The sequence below is a fragment of the Shewanella electrica genome (genome assembly GCF_022321485.1).
GTDB classification, from domain to species: Bacteria; Pseudomonadota; Gammaproteobacteria; order Enterobacterales; family Shewanellaceae; genus Shewanella; species Shewanella electrica.
Genome location: NZ_JAKOGG010000001.1, coordinates 214,436 through 227,814, shown reverse-complemented (window position 1 = coordinate 227,814; position 13,379 = coordinate 214,436). Strand labels below are relative to the sequence as shown.

General features: G+C 47.3%; 17 protein-coding genes and 2 tRNA genes. 9 read left to right on the top strand and 10 right to left on the bottom strand.

Annotated features, from left to right (window positions below; all coding sequences use genetic code 11):
• Positions 1–268 precede the first annotated feature (268 nt).
• From L9G74_RS00975 to trmB, 4 genes are all read right to left on the bottom strand, one after another.
• Positions 269–1,210: a LysR family transcriptional regulator gene (locus L9G74_RS00975; protein ID WP_238894375.1), complete on the bottom strand. Its 942-nt coding sequence runs from the start codon at positions 1,208–1,210 to the stop codon at positions 269–271.
• Between the two features lie 384 nt (positions 1,211–1,594).
• Positions 1,595–2,374, bottom strand: a complete 780-nt coding sequence (locus L9G74_RS00970) for a YggN family protein (RefSeq protein ID WP_238894373.1) — start codon at positions 2,372–2,374, stop codon at positions 1,595–1,597.
• Between the two features lie 225 nt (positions 2,375–2,599).
• The gene (locus tag L9G74_RS00965; RefSeq protein ID WP_238894371.1) at positions 2,600–2,923 is read right to left on the bottom strand and encodes a 50S ribosome-binding protein YggL; all 324 of its coding nucleotides are present in this window, start codon (positions 2,921–2,923) and stop codon (positions 2,600–2,602) included.
• Positions 2,924–2,944: 21 nt separating this feature from the next.
• The gene (gene trmB / locus L9G74_RS00960) at positions 2,945–3,661 is read right to left on the bottom strand and encodes a tRNA (guanosine(46)-N7)-methyltransferase TrmB (protein WP_238894369.1); all 717 of its coding nucleotides are present in this window, start codon (positions 3,659–3,661) and stop codon (positions 2,945–2,947) included.
• Between the two features lie 166 nt (positions 3,662–3,827).
• On the opposite strand from trmB, the gene mutY reads away from it, so the two are divergent.
• The 3 genes from mutY to L9G74_RS00945 all read left to right on the top strand — a co-directional run bounded on the left by mutY (position 3,828) and on the right by L9G74_RS00945 (position 5,701).
• On the top strand, positions 3,828–4,931 hold the full coding sequence (gene mutY / locus L9G74_RS00955; RefSeq protein WP_238894367.1) for an A/G-specific adenine glycosylase: 1,104 nt from the start codon (positions 3,828–3,830) through the stop codon (positions 4,929–4,931).
• Positions 4,932–4,934: 3 nt separating this feature from the next.
• Positions 4,935–5,216 (top strand): oxidative damage protection protein, encoded by a 282-nt coding sequence (locus tag L9G74_RS00950; RefSeq protein ID WP_238894366.1) that lies wholly within the window; start codon positions 4,935–4,937, stop codon positions 5,214–5,216.
• A 275-nt stretch (positions 5,217–5,491) separates the two neighbouring features.
• Positions 5,492–5,701, top strand: coding sequence for a hypothetical protein (locus L9G74_RS00945; protein WP_238894365.1), 210 nt, complete (start codon positions 5,492–5,494; stop codon positions 5,699–5,701).
• 32 nt (positions 5,702–5,733) lie between these two features.
• Here the strand turns inward: L9G74_RS00945 and L9G74_RS00940 are convergent, their stop codons facing one another.
• From L9G74_RS00940 to L9G74_RS00930, 3 genes are all read right to left on the bottom strand, one after another.
• On the bottom strand, positions 5,734–6,864 hold the full coding sequence (locus tag L9G74_RS00940; RefSeq protein WP_238894363.1) for an MFS transporter: 1,131 nt from the start codon (positions 6,862–6,864) through the stop codon (positions 5,734–5,736).
• 127 nt (positions 6,865–6,991) lie between these two features.
• Positions 6,992–7,567 (bottom strand): YceI family protein, encoded by a 576-nt coding sequence (locus L9G74_RS00935; protein WP_238894362.1) that lies wholly within the window; start codon positions 7,565–7,567, stop codon positions 6,992–6,994.
• A gap of 4 nt (positions 7,568–7,571) precedes the next feature.
• A complete protein-coding gene (locus L9G74_RS00930) occupies positions 7,572–8,123 on the bottom strand; it encodes a cytochrome b (RefSeq protein WP_238894361.1) in 552 nt (183 codons plus the stop codon).
• A gap of 369 nt (positions 8,124–8,492) precedes the next feature.
• Here L9G74_RS00930 and L9G74_RS00925 point away from each other — a divergent pair.
• A tRNA-Phe gene (locus L9G74_RS00925) sits at positions 8,493–8,568 on the top strand.
• A gap of 6 nt (positions 8,569–8,574) precedes the next feature.
• Positions 8,575–8,650: transfer RNA gene (locus tag L9G74_RS00920), tRNA-Thr, on the top strand.
• A 254-nt stretch (positions 8,651–8,904) separates the two neighbouring features.
• Here L9G74_RS00920 and tpx read toward each other — a convergent pair.
• From tpx to L9G74_RS00905, 3 genes are all read right to left on the bottom strand, one after another.
• On the bottom strand, positions 8,905–9,474 hold the full coding sequence (tpx, locus tag L9G74_RS00915; RefSeq protein WP_438944526.1) for a thiol peroxidase: 570 nt from the start codon (positions 9,472–9,474) through the stop codon (positions 8,905–8,907).
• A gap of 49 nt (positions 9,475–9,523) precedes the next feature.
• Positions 9,524–10,354 (bottom strand): mechanosensitive ion channel domain-containing protein, encoded by an 831-nt coding sequence (locus L9G74_RS00910; RefSeq protein WP_238894359.1) that lies wholly within the window; start codon positions 10,352–10,354, stop codon positions 9,524–9,526.
• 251 nt (positions 10,355–10,605) lie between these two features.
• The gene (locus L9G74_RS00905; RefSeq protein WP_238894358.1) at positions 10,606–11,154 is read right to left on the bottom strand and encodes a DUF4136 domain-containing protein; all 549 of its coding nucleotides are present in this window, start codon (positions 11,152–11,154) and stop codon (positions 10,606–10,608) included.
• A 193-nt stretch (positions 11,155–11,347) separates the two neighbouring features.
• On the opposite strand from L9G74_RS00905, the gene L9G74_RS00900 reads away from it, so the two are divergent.
• The 4 genes from L9G74_RS00900 (at position 11,348) to ruvX (ending at position 13,302) form a co-directional block, all read left to right on the top strand.
• Positions 11,348–11,650 carry a hypothetical protein gene (locus L9G74_RS00900; RefSeq protein WP_238894356.1) on the top strand — a complete coding sequence of 101 codons (303 nt, stop codon included), beginning with the start codon at positions 11,348–11,350 and terminating at the stop codon, positions 11,648–11,650.
• 263 nt (positions 11,651–11,913) lie between these two features.
• Positions 11,914–12,243: a stress response translation initiation inhibitor YciH gene (gene yciH, locus L9G74_RS00895; RefSeq protein WP_238894354.1), complete on the top strand. Its 330-nt coding sequence runs from the start codon at positions 11,914–11,916 to the stop codon at positions 12,241–12,243.
• Between the two features lie 28 nt (positions 12,244–12,271).
• Complete coding sequence (locus L9G74_RS00890; RefSeq protein WP_238894353.1) at positions 12,272–12,832, top strand: YqgE/AlgH family protein; 561 nt, start codon at positions 12,272–12,274, stop codon at positions 12,830–12,832.
• Positions 12,833–12,873: 41 nt separating this feature from the next.
• On the top strand, positions 12,874–13,302 hold the full coding sequence (gene ruvX, locus L9G74_RS00885) for a Holliday junction resolvase RuvX (protein ID WP_238894351.1): 429 nt from the start codon (positions 12,874–12,876) through the stop codon (positions 13,300–13,302).
• Positions 13,303–13,379 lie beyond the last annotated feature (77 nt).

Genomic DNA, 13,379 nt, shown 5'->3' with positions numbered 1-13,379 from the left:
TCGGATAGCAGATATTGCTGAATCATAGCACCGTGTCGAAGGGGTCATTCCAACACAGCTTCTCCCTAGATTCCCACCCAAATCAAGCCAGTCCATTCTAATAAGCCAAGGTCATGTTGCAACCTAAGAAACCATTATTTGTAACTTAGGTCAAAAAACACATTTTGCTTAATTATCCAGTTTAAAAACAACACCTTGATTTATAGTACAATTTTATTATCTCAAGTTAAATCGATTGATTTTGCTGAATAAAATTGTTTTTCGGTTTTTACTTACGTTGTTCGAAAATACCGGTGAACTTGTCATCCCATCTTGGTGGAGTGCCGATGTGTTCTTTGATAAATTCGATAAAGGCACTGACCTTCGGTGCCAAATGTTTACGGCGTGGATACACCGCCTGCAATGGCAAGTGATTCACCAGATGCCAGTCAGTTAACATCGGCACTAACTTACCTTCCGCAATTTCGTTTTCGAGCAAATAGGTGGCCATATACACCACACCTAAGCCGTTAACCGCTGCGGTTTTAAGCGCTGGGGCGTTATCGACCCGGAAGTTACCTGACACCCCAATCTCACAGTAATCTTCGCCACGTCTAAACTGCCATACAGAGTGTTCATGCCACTCACCGTGATACACCAAACAGTTGTGTTCCACCAACTGCTCTGGGCGCTCTGGCATACCATGGCGTTTAATGTACTCTGGAGAAGCTAACAGCAGGAACTGACATTTCATCAGTGGCCGCGCCACCATGCCCAGCGGCAGTTGCTCTGACATAGTTAACAGCAGATCTAACCCTTCGTTTACCACGTCAACTTTATGATCAAGCAAGCTGACTTGTAGTTCTAACTCAGGATGACGCTCCATAAACTCAGGCAACGCCGGAATGATATGGGCCGTCCCAAACGATTGGGAAATCCCCAGCTTTAACACCCCACGAGTGGCATCGTTAAGATTGTGCACACTAGCTACCGCTTGGTCAGCACCGCGTAACAACTCTTCACCTTGGGCGTAAAGCAAGTTACCAGCTTCAGTCAAACTCAAGCTACGAGTGGTTCGTTGAATCAACTGCACACCTAAACGGTGTTCTAAATCAGCGACTTGTGTACTTACTTTGGACTTGGAAATACCTAAACGACGGGCTGCGGAGCTGAAACTGCCGGCACGAGCGACATGGGTGAAAATAGCAATGGGTTCTAATAGTTCTAGCATTGATGTCGCCTATAGCTGCTGTATTTTATAGCACGAAACATAATTTGGACTTGAACGTACTGGCCAGTGGCCGTGATTGTACGGTTGAGCGAATAATTGTATCGAGATTCAGAAAAATATACCAATGCTTTATCTGATGGTGATGGGCTGATCAGGGCTCGTTACGGTTATTGATCGGTTTTGCGCTCAGTAGCAGCCTTACACGGATATGTAAGCGCCAGCGAAACGTAGCTCGCATCCGGCTTACTCAGTTGACTATGGAAAATCAACGACGAGAGAGCAATAACGGTAAACTGGCAGATAAAAAAAGCCCCGTATCTAAATCGTCAAATACGGGGCAAAAGGAAGGTTCGGTGTGAACCTGTCAAGGAAGAAGTTAACGGGTTACTGCTTGTTAGAAGCGCCTGCAATTAAGGTGTATTTAGCCAGTTCAGGGATCTGCTGTTGCAGTTGTTGTTCGGTCACTTGCAGTTGCTCAAAACTTTGGCATAACTCATCAGCATGGCGTTCTAACACCTTAGATTTGGCATCGACGCGCGCTTCAATCTCTTCGCCCATGCGGTCTAATTTGGCACCAAGCGCTTCGGTGTCGCCATTCATCATGCTTTTGCCAATATTCATCAAAATACTGCCCATGGAACTCATCACCACTTGCTCAATCTCTTCACTAAACTCGTCGTTGAATGCTGCATCCAGCGATTTTTCCGAAGCGCCGACGTAGTACACATCGCCACGGTGATAGGCGAGATCATTCAAGCGGGTATGCAGGTTTTCCAATGATTGATTGAGTTTGCTGGTGCCTTCTTCGCCAAGTAGCGGCTTCAGGGCATTGCCCACCGCATCGCTGGCGATGTCCATCGCATCGTCCACTAGACCGATAATTTTAGGCAGTTGCTCGGTTACACCTTGACGATATTGCGCGACCAACTCACGTTGTTCGTTATTCAGCTTTACCTGCTTACCATCAACAAATAATTTGTCGCCCTCAATGCGATAGCGCTCGACACTGTCTTCCGCCACTGACAGTAGTTGCGGTTTGGCGGTGACATCGTAATTCAGCGAGATATCGCAACTATCGTGATGGTGGCTAACGGTTTTCGCTTCAGCAGGATTAACAGCCAGTAAAGAGCCAGCAATCGCGAGTGTACAAAGCAGAGTTTTCATGATGATTCCTATCATGCCAATGTGATTGACTTGATATAGCACAGGATATGCCAACATTTATCATACTGATAAATAAAGAAAAATTTAAAATAGGATGGATTTTAGAATAGTAATGTAGTCAAACAGACGAGTTTTTAGCGCTTCTAACAACCACGGTGGCAAAAACGCTACAGGCGTAAAAAAAGCAGCGTGCAATACGCTGCTTTTCAGAACGACGGCGGTAACTTAGCTCCACCAGATGTCGTACAGTTCGGTGATATTCACCTCATCAACCTGTTGCGCTTTCCAAAACGCCTCAACGGCTTGACGATCTTCTTCAGTACATTTGCCGATGCGTTGGGTGGCAACAATGCCGTCCCAAATGCGGTGACCACCGCCGTGGAAACCAAGATTGCGCGGTTCAATCACTTCAGCGATGAATTTGTCCACTTGCGCATCAATCTCTTCTTCAGAGATGGTGTCAGGGAAGCGCCAAGCTACATCAAAACCTAACTCTTGAAACTCATCTACGCGCAATTTTTTACGTAAGCGACGACTGCGAATAGCCATGGTGAAATCTCCCTCTAACAATTACTCAACGCGTTCAAACATCAGATCCCAAACTCCGTGTCCAAGACGTTGGCCACGAGCTTCGAATTTGGTCAATGGGCGATAGTCAGGACGAGGCACTACAGTACCATCAGCTGACTGATTTTTATAGCCAGGTGCTTGATTCATGATCTCAAGCATATGTTCGCTATAGTTTTCCCAGTCGGTAGCCATATGCAACACGCCACCGATTTTCAAACAACTGCGCACACGCTCAGCAAACTCAGCTTGCACGATACGGCGCTTATGATGGCGCTTTTTATGCCAAGGATCTGGGAAGAACAGCTGCAAACGCGCCAATGAACCATTTGGAATACAGTGATCAAGCACTTCAACCGCATCGTGGTGATATACCCGTAGATTGGTCACACCCGCTTCGGCGGCAGAACCTAAACAAGCACCAACGCCAGGTTTGTGTACTTCAATACCGATGAAGTTGAGTTCAGGTGCCGCTTTAGCCATTTCGACCAATGAAGCGCCCATACCAAAACCGATCTCAACTACCGTGTCCGCTTCGCGGCCAAAGACTTTGGCGAAATCTAACGGCTCTGGCGAGTATTCCAACCCCATGGTTGGCCAGTTTTCTTCAAGCGCTTGAGCCTGACCTTTAGTCAGTCGTCCCTCGCGCAATACAAAGCTTTTAACTTTACGCAGGTACTTGCCTTCTTCATTGAATTCAGCAGTAGTAACGTCGCTCATTTTTGCTCCTGTCAACGGACAGCCATGTGAAAAGAATGGGCATTATCCAAACTTCGACCTAGGGTGCAAGCCCTAGCGTAGAAAAAGTGTGCCACTGAGTGTTTATTGGTGCGCTACATCAGGATTTGCTTGTGTGCCATTTGGGCCAGCTATACACTTGGCGCCCATGAATACAGCCCCTTTTTCACAACGTATCATCGAATGGTATCGGCAATTTGGCCGCACTACCCTACCTTGGCAGCAAGCTAAAACCCCTTACAAAGTATGGATATCAGAGATAATGTTGCAACAAACCCAAGTTGCCACAGTCATCCCTTATTTTGAGCGGTTTATGGCGCGCTTCACCACAGTGACTGAGTTGGCTAATGCCGATATCGATGAAGTGCTACATCATTGGACCGGCCTCGGCTACTACGCCCGCGCCCGCAATCTGCATAAAGCCGCCATCACCATTCGCGATAAGTTTGCCGGTACATTCCCCGACAAGTTTGATGATGTCGTCGCCCTGCCCGGCGTTGGCCGTTCCACTGCTGGGGCGATTTTGTCACTCGCCAGCGGTCAACATCACGCCATTTTGGACGGCAACGTCAAACGGGTACTCACTCGCCATCAAGCGGTTCAAGGCTGGCCCGGCAATGCCAAAGTTGAGCAAACCCTGTGGCAACTGGCGGAACAGCTATCGCCCAAGCAACATATCGACCAATACAATCAAGCGATGATGGATATTGGTGCCACCTTATGTACCCGCAGCAAACCTGCGTGTGAACGTTGTCCCGTGGCGATCGATTGCCAAGCGCAGCGTCAGGGACGCCAGAAGGACTTTCCCAATAAAAAGCCTAAAAAGGCGATTCCGAGCAAATCTGGCTTTTTATTAGTGTTACGCCAACAGCAACAGATCTTACTGCAACAGCGTCCGCCAGCGGGCATTTGGGGCGGCTTGTGGTGCTTCCCTGAGTTTAGCAGCGCCGCAGCACTTGAGGCACGCGTCGCCCAACTGGCGCCCAATGCCACCTTGCATGCATTGCCGCCATTTAGGCACACATTCAGCCATTATCACTTTGATATTGAGCCGATGCTGATCAATGTCGATGACATTGACCTAAGCCACATCGAAGCTGGTCTACAAGGGCAGCAGAGTGACAACAACGTCATGGAACCTAAGCCCACTCTTTGGTATAACTTAGCGCAACCATCAAGAGTCGGCTTGGCTGCGGCAACCGAACGTATTATCGCGAGTCTTCAGACCGCCTCAATCAAGGAGCTTGAATAACTCATGGCACGCACAGTTCATTGCGTTTATCTCAACAAAGAAGCCGAAGGGCTCGATTTTCAACTTTATCCAGGTGAACTCGGTAAAAAGATTTTCGACAGCATCAGTAAAGAAGCTTGGGCACAATGGCAAAACAAGCAAACCATGCTGATCAATGAGAAAAAGCTCAATATGATGAATCCAGAACATCGCAAACTGCTGGAAGAGCAAATGGTGGCATTTCTGTTTGAAGGTGGTGACGTTCACGTTGAAGGTTACGTGCCGCCAAAAGAAGACGAGCTATAATTTTGTAGCGCGCCGTTCTAAATGAGAAACGGATTCGCCTAAATGCGAAAAATTTAAAGGCCCTTAATGGGCCTTTTTCATATCTGCGAACAATCGCTAACAATTACGCCAAGTGGTTTGACCACCGCACCTAGCCGCTACAGCGCTGGCTTGGTGTCAAGCTAAAACTATTGTGCCGCTACTGCAACCTTGTACTTCTGTTATACAAAATGCTAAAAATGCCACGTTTACAGCATTAAGCACCTAAAAAACCGTACAAGCAGTGGAGATCAACTATGGTAACAATTAAGTTGAGATACCCGCAGCAAGCATCAAACAGCTTGGAAGCATTATTGGATTACCTCAATGATTGGCATCAATACCAGCATGAGGAGCAAAAACAGCTGATTCAGTTCACTATGGCGCGCGCACTGTTTCGCAGTGAGCTATTTATTTTACGACGCCACTTTCCACAAGTGGATATACAGGTGATTTATCTAAGCTAAGCCAACACAGGGCTGGCTTAACCTTTTATCGGCTAACGTTTACGACGGCCAGTCACCAGCATAAAGGCAATCGCCACCAGCGCCAGAACGACCCCACCAGAGCATACCGCAAACCAGCCGTGCCACTGGTACAGCACGACAGAGACATATGAGCCCAATGCGCCGCCAGCAAAGTAACTGGTCATATAGCCAGCATTAAGCCGATTACGAGCGGCGGGCTGCAATGCATAAATCACGTTCTGGTTGCTGACGTGTGCCATCTGCACCGCCAGATCAAGTAACACAATCCCAGCAATCAAGCTGATCAGTGAATGGTCGGCAAAATACAACAATAGCCAACTGGCAAGACCGACTAGCCAGCCAATCCAACTGCCCAAGTTACCTTTACCGCCGTCGGCTAACTTTCCCGCCCATTTCGCCGCCATCACACCGGCAATACCGGCAATGCCAAATAAGCCAATCACTGCATCGGAATATTCATATGGCGGGTTAGCGAGCAAAAAGGCTAGCGGTGTCCAAAACAGGGTAAACATGGCAAAACTCAACGCGCCTAAGAACGAACGCTGCAATAACACGGGTTCGGTCTTAAATAAACTGATAACCGAAAGCAAGAGTTGCCGATAGTTGAGCGATACTTGTGGTCGATACTGCGGTAACGCCCGCCACAACAAGATAGAACAACTCAGCATTGCCACAGCTGCCACCCAATAAACCGCCTGCCAAGAAAACAGTGAAGAGATGGTTCCAGCCACGACTCGTGCTAACAAAATACCTAGCAGCAAACCGCCCATGACGGTGCCAACCGCTTTACCGCGCTGCTCTGGAGCCGACAAGGTTGCAGCTAGCGGCACCAGCACTTGCGCCACGACGGAGCAACCGCCTGTTATCGCGGTGCCAATCAGTAGCCAAGTGACATTGGGCGCGACAGCATTGACCAACAAGCCTGTTGTCGCTAGCAGCATCAGCAACACAATCATGCCCCGGCGTTCAACTAAGTCGGCCAACGGCACAATGAAAAACAGCCCCAGCCCATAACTCAGCTGCGCGGCGGTCACCAAGGTGCCAGCAACGGCGTGAGACACACCAAATGCTTGCGAAATCGTATCGAGCAGCGGTTGAACATAATAGTTGTTAGCTACTGCAACGCCGGTTGCAACGGCCATGAGTAAGATCAATTTTGAAGAGAGAGAAGTTGGCTCAGTCTGCATAACGGTCTCTGAGAATCTTTGACATAGTACAAAAACGAAGAAAGGCGCCATTATGCGCCTTTCCGTTTATATCAGAAACCTATTATTTTTTAACGCCTTCAACGACAAAGTTCAGTGTTACGTGAGTCGATGCTGGCCCTAAATCGGAATCAATACCGAAGTCCTTTAACGCGATTTCGGTGCTGCCAACAAAACCAGCACGGTATCCGCCCCAAGGATCTTTACCTTCACCGATATATTCTGCGTCAATCGTTACTGGCTTAGTGACACCATGCAGCGTTAAATCGCCGTTAATCGCAAATTTGCCATCGCCTTTATCTGTCACGCTAGTTGACGCGAATTTTGCTTGCGGGTATTTACTGACATCTAAAAACGCGTCACCACGCAAGTGCTTGTCACGCTCAGCTTGGTTAGAGTCGATACTTTCAGTTTTCACGGTAACATTAAACTTAGCATTGCTGATGGCATCTTTATCGAAACTAAAAGTGCCTTCAAACTCGTTAAAACGACCAACAACAAAGCTGTAGCCAAGATGACTGATTTTAAAATCGATCGATGCATGTGCACCCTGAGTGTCAATCGTATAATCAGCGGCGTGAGCAGCTGCAGTAAACAGCAGGGCACTGCCGAGAAGGCCAGCGAACAGTGTCTTTCTCATCTTTTTATCCTCTGTTAGGTTTAAGCATACGGATCAGCGTTTGATCCTTGTCGATAAAATGGTGTTTCAGCGCGGCTAACGCGTGCACCACCACCAAGCCAATTAATAGATAAGCAGCATACTGATGCACCATGCCAGAACGATCAGCCTGTTCGGCAAATAACTCGCCAGCACTTGGCACCACAAACCAGTTGAATACCTCGACACCGCGACCATCCGCAGTTGAGATCAACAAACCACTGATCATGATCAACAGCAATAACAGGTAAAGCGCAGCGTGCCCTAATTTAGCGGCGAGCCGCACTAAACGGCTTTGCCCTTCAACATCAGCCACTTTGGGATTAGTAAAGCGCCATAACAACCGCAGCAATGTGGCGGCAAACAACAGCACACCCACACTCTTATGGATGTATGGTGCGGTATGGTACCAATCGCTGTAATAGCTAAGCTGTACCATCCAATACCCCAAGGCGAACAGGCCAATGACTATCACGGCTGATAGCCAATGCGCAGTAATCGCGACTAAACCGTACCCCTGCCGTGTATTTCGAAACATTCACCGACCCCATGTGAAAACAATGTTGCATATAATATCGATTATCACTTGCGCTAATATCAACAAATTTCGTTCATATTATTCTAAAAAACGAAAAACTTAATCAAATCGCGCAATTAATGCCCAGCCACCCAGCAGCACCTAACGCAATGACACTGCCAAACACCGCTTTAGTGAACTTAATCAGCAATATGGGTGAATATTTCCCCATAAACTGCCGTTTTGTGCATTAACTAAGCGAATGAATCCAACAAATTTAAAAAGGGGTTGCGCCCGCAAAAGACCCGCTATAAGATACGCACCACTTCGACAGGACAGGCAAACAGCTTGAAATGTTGCAGTAAAAACTGATAACGAAAATCATCAGTTGCCCGAATAGCTCAGTTGGTAGAGCAGCGGATTGAAAATCCGCGTGTCCCTGGTTCGATTCCGGGTTCGGGCACCACTTGTTGCCGGCATAGCTCAGTTGGTAGAGCAACTGACTTGTAATCAGTAGGTCCCGAGTTCGACTCTTGGTGCCGGCACCATTTTTAAGGCCACATTGATGTGGCTTTTTTTATGCCTGAAATTTACCAATCTTCCCCCAGTAAAAACATCTCAGCACTGTGCACCAACGTCTTCACGTCAATCTGCGTCGGTACCATCTGCGCGAGCAAGAGTTCATTAGCGCCAGAAGGCAAACATACGGCAGTCAACTGATTGTGCGCGCACCAAGCTGATTTAGCCTGTTGGCAGCCATTAAAAAAGCGCCTCGCAAGGCGCTTTCTTGGTTTTCAGTGCATTACTGGCTAATCTTTTTCAGCTCAGCCAGCGCCTTATCATAATCGGGATGGTGCGATACATCGGCCACTAGCTCTTGATACTGCAACTTGCCTTCGCTATCAATGATGAAAATCGCCCGCGCTAATAAGCCCATATCAGGGATCATCAAGCCATATTGCGCGGCAAAATCGCGCCAAACAGAATCAGACAGCACTTTGATTTTGTCCACGTTTTCCACTTTGCAGAAACGCTTTTGCGCAAACGGCAAATCTTCACTGATGGTCAGCATCACAACGTTGTTATCAAAGTTAGCCACTTCTTTGTTGAAGCGTTTAGTTTGCAGAGCACACACCCCTGTATCTAAACTCGGCACCGCACTGATCAGCACGGTTTTACCTTTAAAGTCCGCCAATGATACGGGGGCAAACTTATCATCAACCACTTTAAATGTTGGTGCTGCTTGCCCCACATGTGGCAGTTCTCCCGCCAAGGTCACAGGCTTACCGCCCATAGTCACTTCGGCAGCCATCGTTGAGGTTGCCAATACTGTTGCTAATAACAAGCCACAGCTTTGCCATACTGCTTTCATAACGTTCTCCTGTAGAAAAGCGGGTAACCTACTACCCGCTTGGCTAAAACTAATGCGTTGGTGTGCTTGGTAGCTCTTTGACGTGAATATCCATTTGCGGATAAGGAATACCAATGCCGTGCTCATCAAAGGTCAGCTTAATGGTTTCTAACAATGCAAAACGGGTCGCCAAGAAGTCGGCAGAGTTCACCCAAGGACGCACCACAAAATTGATAGAAGAATCCGCTAGGTCATTTAACCCCACGGTATAAGCAGGGTCTTTCAATACCTTTTCGTTGTTCTCAAGGATCTCAATCAGCAGCTGTTTCGCTTTTTTAATATCCGCGTCATAAGACACACCAATCACTAAATCTAAACGACGCGTGCTCATCATCGAAAAGTTAGTGATACTGCCATTCATTAACGAGGAGTTAGGTAAGGTGATGATTTTGTTATCTGGAGTCTTTAAACGTGTCGCAAAGATAGTGATCTCGTCCACCACGCCCGCCACACCGGCTGCTTCAATATAATCGCCAGCACGACATGGGCGAAACATCACCAACAACACGCCAGATGCAAAGTTAGATAGTGAACCTTGTAAGGCTAAGCCAACCGCTAAACCGGCGGCACCGAGAATAGCCACTAGCGATGCGGTTTGAATACCCAGCTGCCCTAAGGTAGCGATGATAGTAAAGGTGAACACTACCGCCCAAGCGAGGTTAGCCACAAACAATGATACGGTTTTATCGACTTTGCGACTGAGCACATTCACTGTAATGCGCTTCGATAGTGAGGCGAAATATTTACCAATGTAGAAAATAATGATGGCGAAGATGACCTTAATGCCATAGGCCATCACCAGATCAGGCAGTTGTTCCATAAAACTCTTCAGGTTTTCCATTCACATGCTCCTATATGAATCTTGCTCTTATCCAAGTTGAATCTGTATTGAAGCGCAACATCGGGCAAATACCCGCGTTAACTTACCGCGTAGTGGCGAATTATTCACTCCAAAAGTCTCACCAAGGTGCGATGAATTATAGTTGTCGGTTATTAAAACCTAGTTTTTGCTGTTTAAATACGGAGTATTTGTGCGGATATTAATAAAAAAGGCTGACACATAACGGCCAGCCTCAATTATTCACACTGCAATTATTGTGCTTTAGGAGGGAAGTTTTCCAAAATCGCTTGCGCGGCTTGGTTCACTTTATTGATGCGCTGTTCGGGCGTTTTGTACTCACGCACGATGTTTTTAGCGGTACCACGCCATACCAGCTGGCTGGTTTTGGCATCAACTAAATCTAGCACTAAGCTACCAACTTCGTACTCACGCACTTGTGAGTATGAATTGCTAGCCCCCCACCAACCGCGATACCAATATGGGCCATAACCAGCGCCAGCATTAAAAGTATCTACCGTGGCTTGTTTGCTAATTTTAGTTAAGTAGTTCACCAGCAATTGCGCCTCTTCTGGTGCGACTTTAACAAAGCCTTTAGCGGCTAACTCTTTGTCGACGGCGTTATGTACGCGCTGCGCTAGTAAACCATCTTGCTGGTACTCTTCAGCCGACACTTTGTCATCAACCCAAGCATAGGTTTTATACTGCGAAAAATTGGCAGCTGGGTCGTAATCCCAGCCAGTATTGACTGAGGCACAGCCAGACAGGACTAACGCTACGGCGGCTAACATTAGATATTTCATAAAAATCACCTAGTTGCTTTGATCGTCTATTGCGTAACCACACCAGCTTACCGCCAGTGCTAGTAATCTACAACTGCAATTAAGTATCGAATAATTTCCAATTAGCCATTGCAATTTTTATTTTTTAAATGATAATGATTATCATTAATTGTTCAACACACGGGAGTGCTGGCTCATGGCATGGATTGTAAGCATGGTAATTATTGCAAGTTTGATGTTTCTGTTCACACCACAGCACGCAAACGCTGAAGCAGAACCGCGTGCGTCGGGGTTGACGGCAATCAGTCAACCTAAGCTGTTGATGATTCTCCCCTTGATTGTTATGGCTTGGGTTGCGGTTAAAGCATTTTCAATGCCCTTCTCATTTTTGAGTCTAGCGATGGTAAGTTTTGTGGCAACGCCAATGGTGCTGTTGATCCCCAAATGGCGTAACGCCTTGCCACCACTGGCTTTGCTTTCTGTCGCCAGCGTTATGCTAGGCATTATGCTCGACTAATTTTAAGTGCTGTTGCGCACAGGCGATGATTTAGCTCATCAACGGAGCCACATTCACGCTTGGTTGGTTGCACACCCCGCCGCAACGCTCAACAGCGCTTAATGCACCAACTTTCATCTTACTCCCTGCACCCTTGAGATGACTGCGCCGCTTCAAATGAAGCGGTTTTTTTCTTTGCGCCTGTTGTGAAGATAGTCAGTTACTGCGGTAGCCACTAAAAATCTGCTAAAATCGGCCAATTAAACGTAACAACTGAGCATGTCATGAAGATAGATCCCAATGTGTTGCTGGTGTATAGCACAGATAAAGGGCGCATTGAGCAACCAGAAGCCCCAGTAGAAATTCCTCAGGGTGATGGCGTTGTGCGTATTCATCGCGATAGCAAAGGTCGTAAAGGTAAAGGGGTGTCCGTTATCACCGGTTTAGGATTAGATGCTGATGCACTCAAGCTATTGGCACAAAAACTAAAAAAACAGTGTGGTTGTGGTGGCACCGTAAAAGACTTTACTATCGAAGTTCAAACCGACAATCGCGAACAACTAAAATCCCTGTTAGAAAAGCTCGGCTATCAGGTGAAGCTTGCTGGCGGTTAATAGCCATCATTTAGGTAGGAGCTGTTTAATGGAAAGTTTGCAGAATCACTTTTTAATTGCCATGCCGTCATTGAATGATTCGTTCTTTGAGCGGTCATTGATCTACATCTGTGAACACGATGAGAAAGGCGCGATGGGCATTATGGTGAATCGCCCCATTGGTATCGATGTGGAAGAGCTACTGGCGCAGTTGGAATTTACCGATGAGCAGCAGTTGGAAGCGTCCGCAGAGCAACAAGTGCTCGTCGGTGGTCCAGTCAATCCTGAGCGCGGTTTTGTGCTGCACACCACCCAGCCCAACTGGGCCAACAGCAGTAAAATTTCTGACGACATCATGCTGACCAGCTCCCGTGACGTATTGGCCGCGATAGGCACTAACAAAGCACCGAAACACTGTTTGGTGGTACTGGGTTATGCCGGTTGGAGCCGCAATCAGCTTGAGCAAGAGTTAGCAGAAAACTCTTGGCTGACCATTCCTGCCACGGCAGAACTGCTGTTTGATACGCCCTACGAAGAACGTTGGGAAGCCGCCACCAAATCACTGGGATTTGATCTTTGGCAGATGTCGACTGATGTCGGCCACGCTTAATAACTCTCTGTTAAACGCGCCGTTGTAAGGAATGTGAGTCAATGTCGTCCAACACCATTTTAGGTTTTGATTTTGGCACCAAAAGTATCGGTGTTGCCATCGGCCAAGCGATTACTGGCAGCGCTCAACCATTAAAAGCCCTCAAAGCCACTGACGGCACTCCCGATTGGTCGCTGATTGAAGCACTAATCAAAGAATGGCAACCCGATATCGTCGTGGTTGGCCTCCCCCTCAATATGGATGGCACCGAACAAGAGATGACCCAGCGGGCGCGCAAATTTGCTAACCGCATTCATGGTCGTTTTGGCGTGCCAATCGCTACCCAAGATGAACGCTTAACCACCGCAGATGCTAAAGCTCGCCTGTTTGAATACGGTGGTTACAAAGCCCTATCTAAAGGGCAAGTTGATTCGGTTTCAGCGGTATTGATTATCGAAAGCTATTTCGAAAATCAGCTGTATACCGATTAGCGCTGCATTATAGATTTTCCTCACAGTTAACAGCTTTAACTGTTGGAAATTCATTCAGATTTTCCGATAGCTGCCGA

Bases quoted from the DNA above. Each gene is read 5' to 3' on its own strand.
- tpx (WP_438944526.1), bottom strand. From the start codon at position 9,474: ATGAAAGCAGTATGGCAAAGCTGTGGCTTGTTATTAGCAACAGTATTG.
- L9G74_RS00910 (WP_238894359.1), bottom strand. From the start codon at position 10,354: ATGGAAAACCTGAAGAGTTTTATGGAACAACTGCCTGATCTGGTGATG.
- L9G74_RS00935 (WP_238894362.1), bottom strand. From the start codon at position 7,567: ATGAGAAAGACACTGTTCGCTGGCCTTCTCGGCAGTGCCCTGCTGTTT.
- mutY (WP_238894367.1), top strand. From the start codon at position 3,828: ATGAATACAGCCCCTTTTTCACAACGTATCATCGAATGGTATCGGCAA.
- ruvX (WP_238894351.1), top strand. From the start codon at position 12,874: ATGTCGTCCAACACCATTTTAGGTTTTGATTTTGGCACCAAAAGTATC.
- yciH (WP_238894354.1), top strand. From the start codon at position 11,914: ATGAAGATAGATCCCAATGTGTTGCTGGTGTATAGCACAGATAAAGGG.
- L9G74_RS00905 (WP_238894358.1), bottom strand. From the start codon at position 11,154: ATGAAATATCTAATGTTAGCCGCCGTAGCGTTAGTCCTGTCTGGCTGT.
- L9G74_RS00930 (WP_238894361.1), bottom strand. From the start codon at position 8,123: ATGTTTCGAAATACACGGCAGGGGTACGGTTTAGTCGCGATTACTGCG.
- L9G74_RS00965 (WP_238894371.1), bottom strand. From the start codon at position 2,923: ATGGCTATTCGCAGTCGTCGCTTACGTAAAAAATTGCGCGTAGATGAG.
- L9G74_RS00950 (WP_238894366.1), top strand. From the start codon at position 4,935: ATGGCACGCACAGTTCATTGCGTTTATCTCAACAAAGAAGCCGAAGGG.
- L9G74_RS00940 (WP_238894363.1), bottom strand. From the start codon at position 6,864: ATGGCCGTTGCAACCGGCGTTGCAGTAGCTAACAACTATTATGTTCAA.
- L9G74_RS00975 (WP_238894375.1), bottom strand. From the start codon at position 1,210: ATGCTAGAACTATTAGAACCCATTGCTATTTTCACCCATGTCGCTCGT.
- L9G74_RS00970 (WP_238894373.1), bottom strand. From the start codon at position 2,374: ATGAAAACTCTGCTTTGTACACTCGCGATTGCTGGCTCTTTACTGGCT.
- trmB (WP_238894369.1), bottom strand. From the start codon at position 3,661: ATGAGCGACGTTACTACTGCTGAATTCAATGAAGAAGGCAAGTACCTG.
- L9G74_RS00945 (WP_238894365.1), top strand. From the start codon at position 5,492: ATGGTAACAATTAAGTTGAGATACCCGCAGCAAGCATCAAACAGCTTG.
- L9G74_RS00900 (WP_238894356.1), top strand. From the start codon at position 11,348: ATGGTAATTATTGCAAGTTTGATGTTTCTGTTCACACCACAGCACGCA.
- L9G74_RS00890 (WP_238894353.1), top strand. From the start codon at position 12,272: ATGGAAAGTTTGCAGAATCACTTTTTAATTGCCATGCCGTCATTGAAT.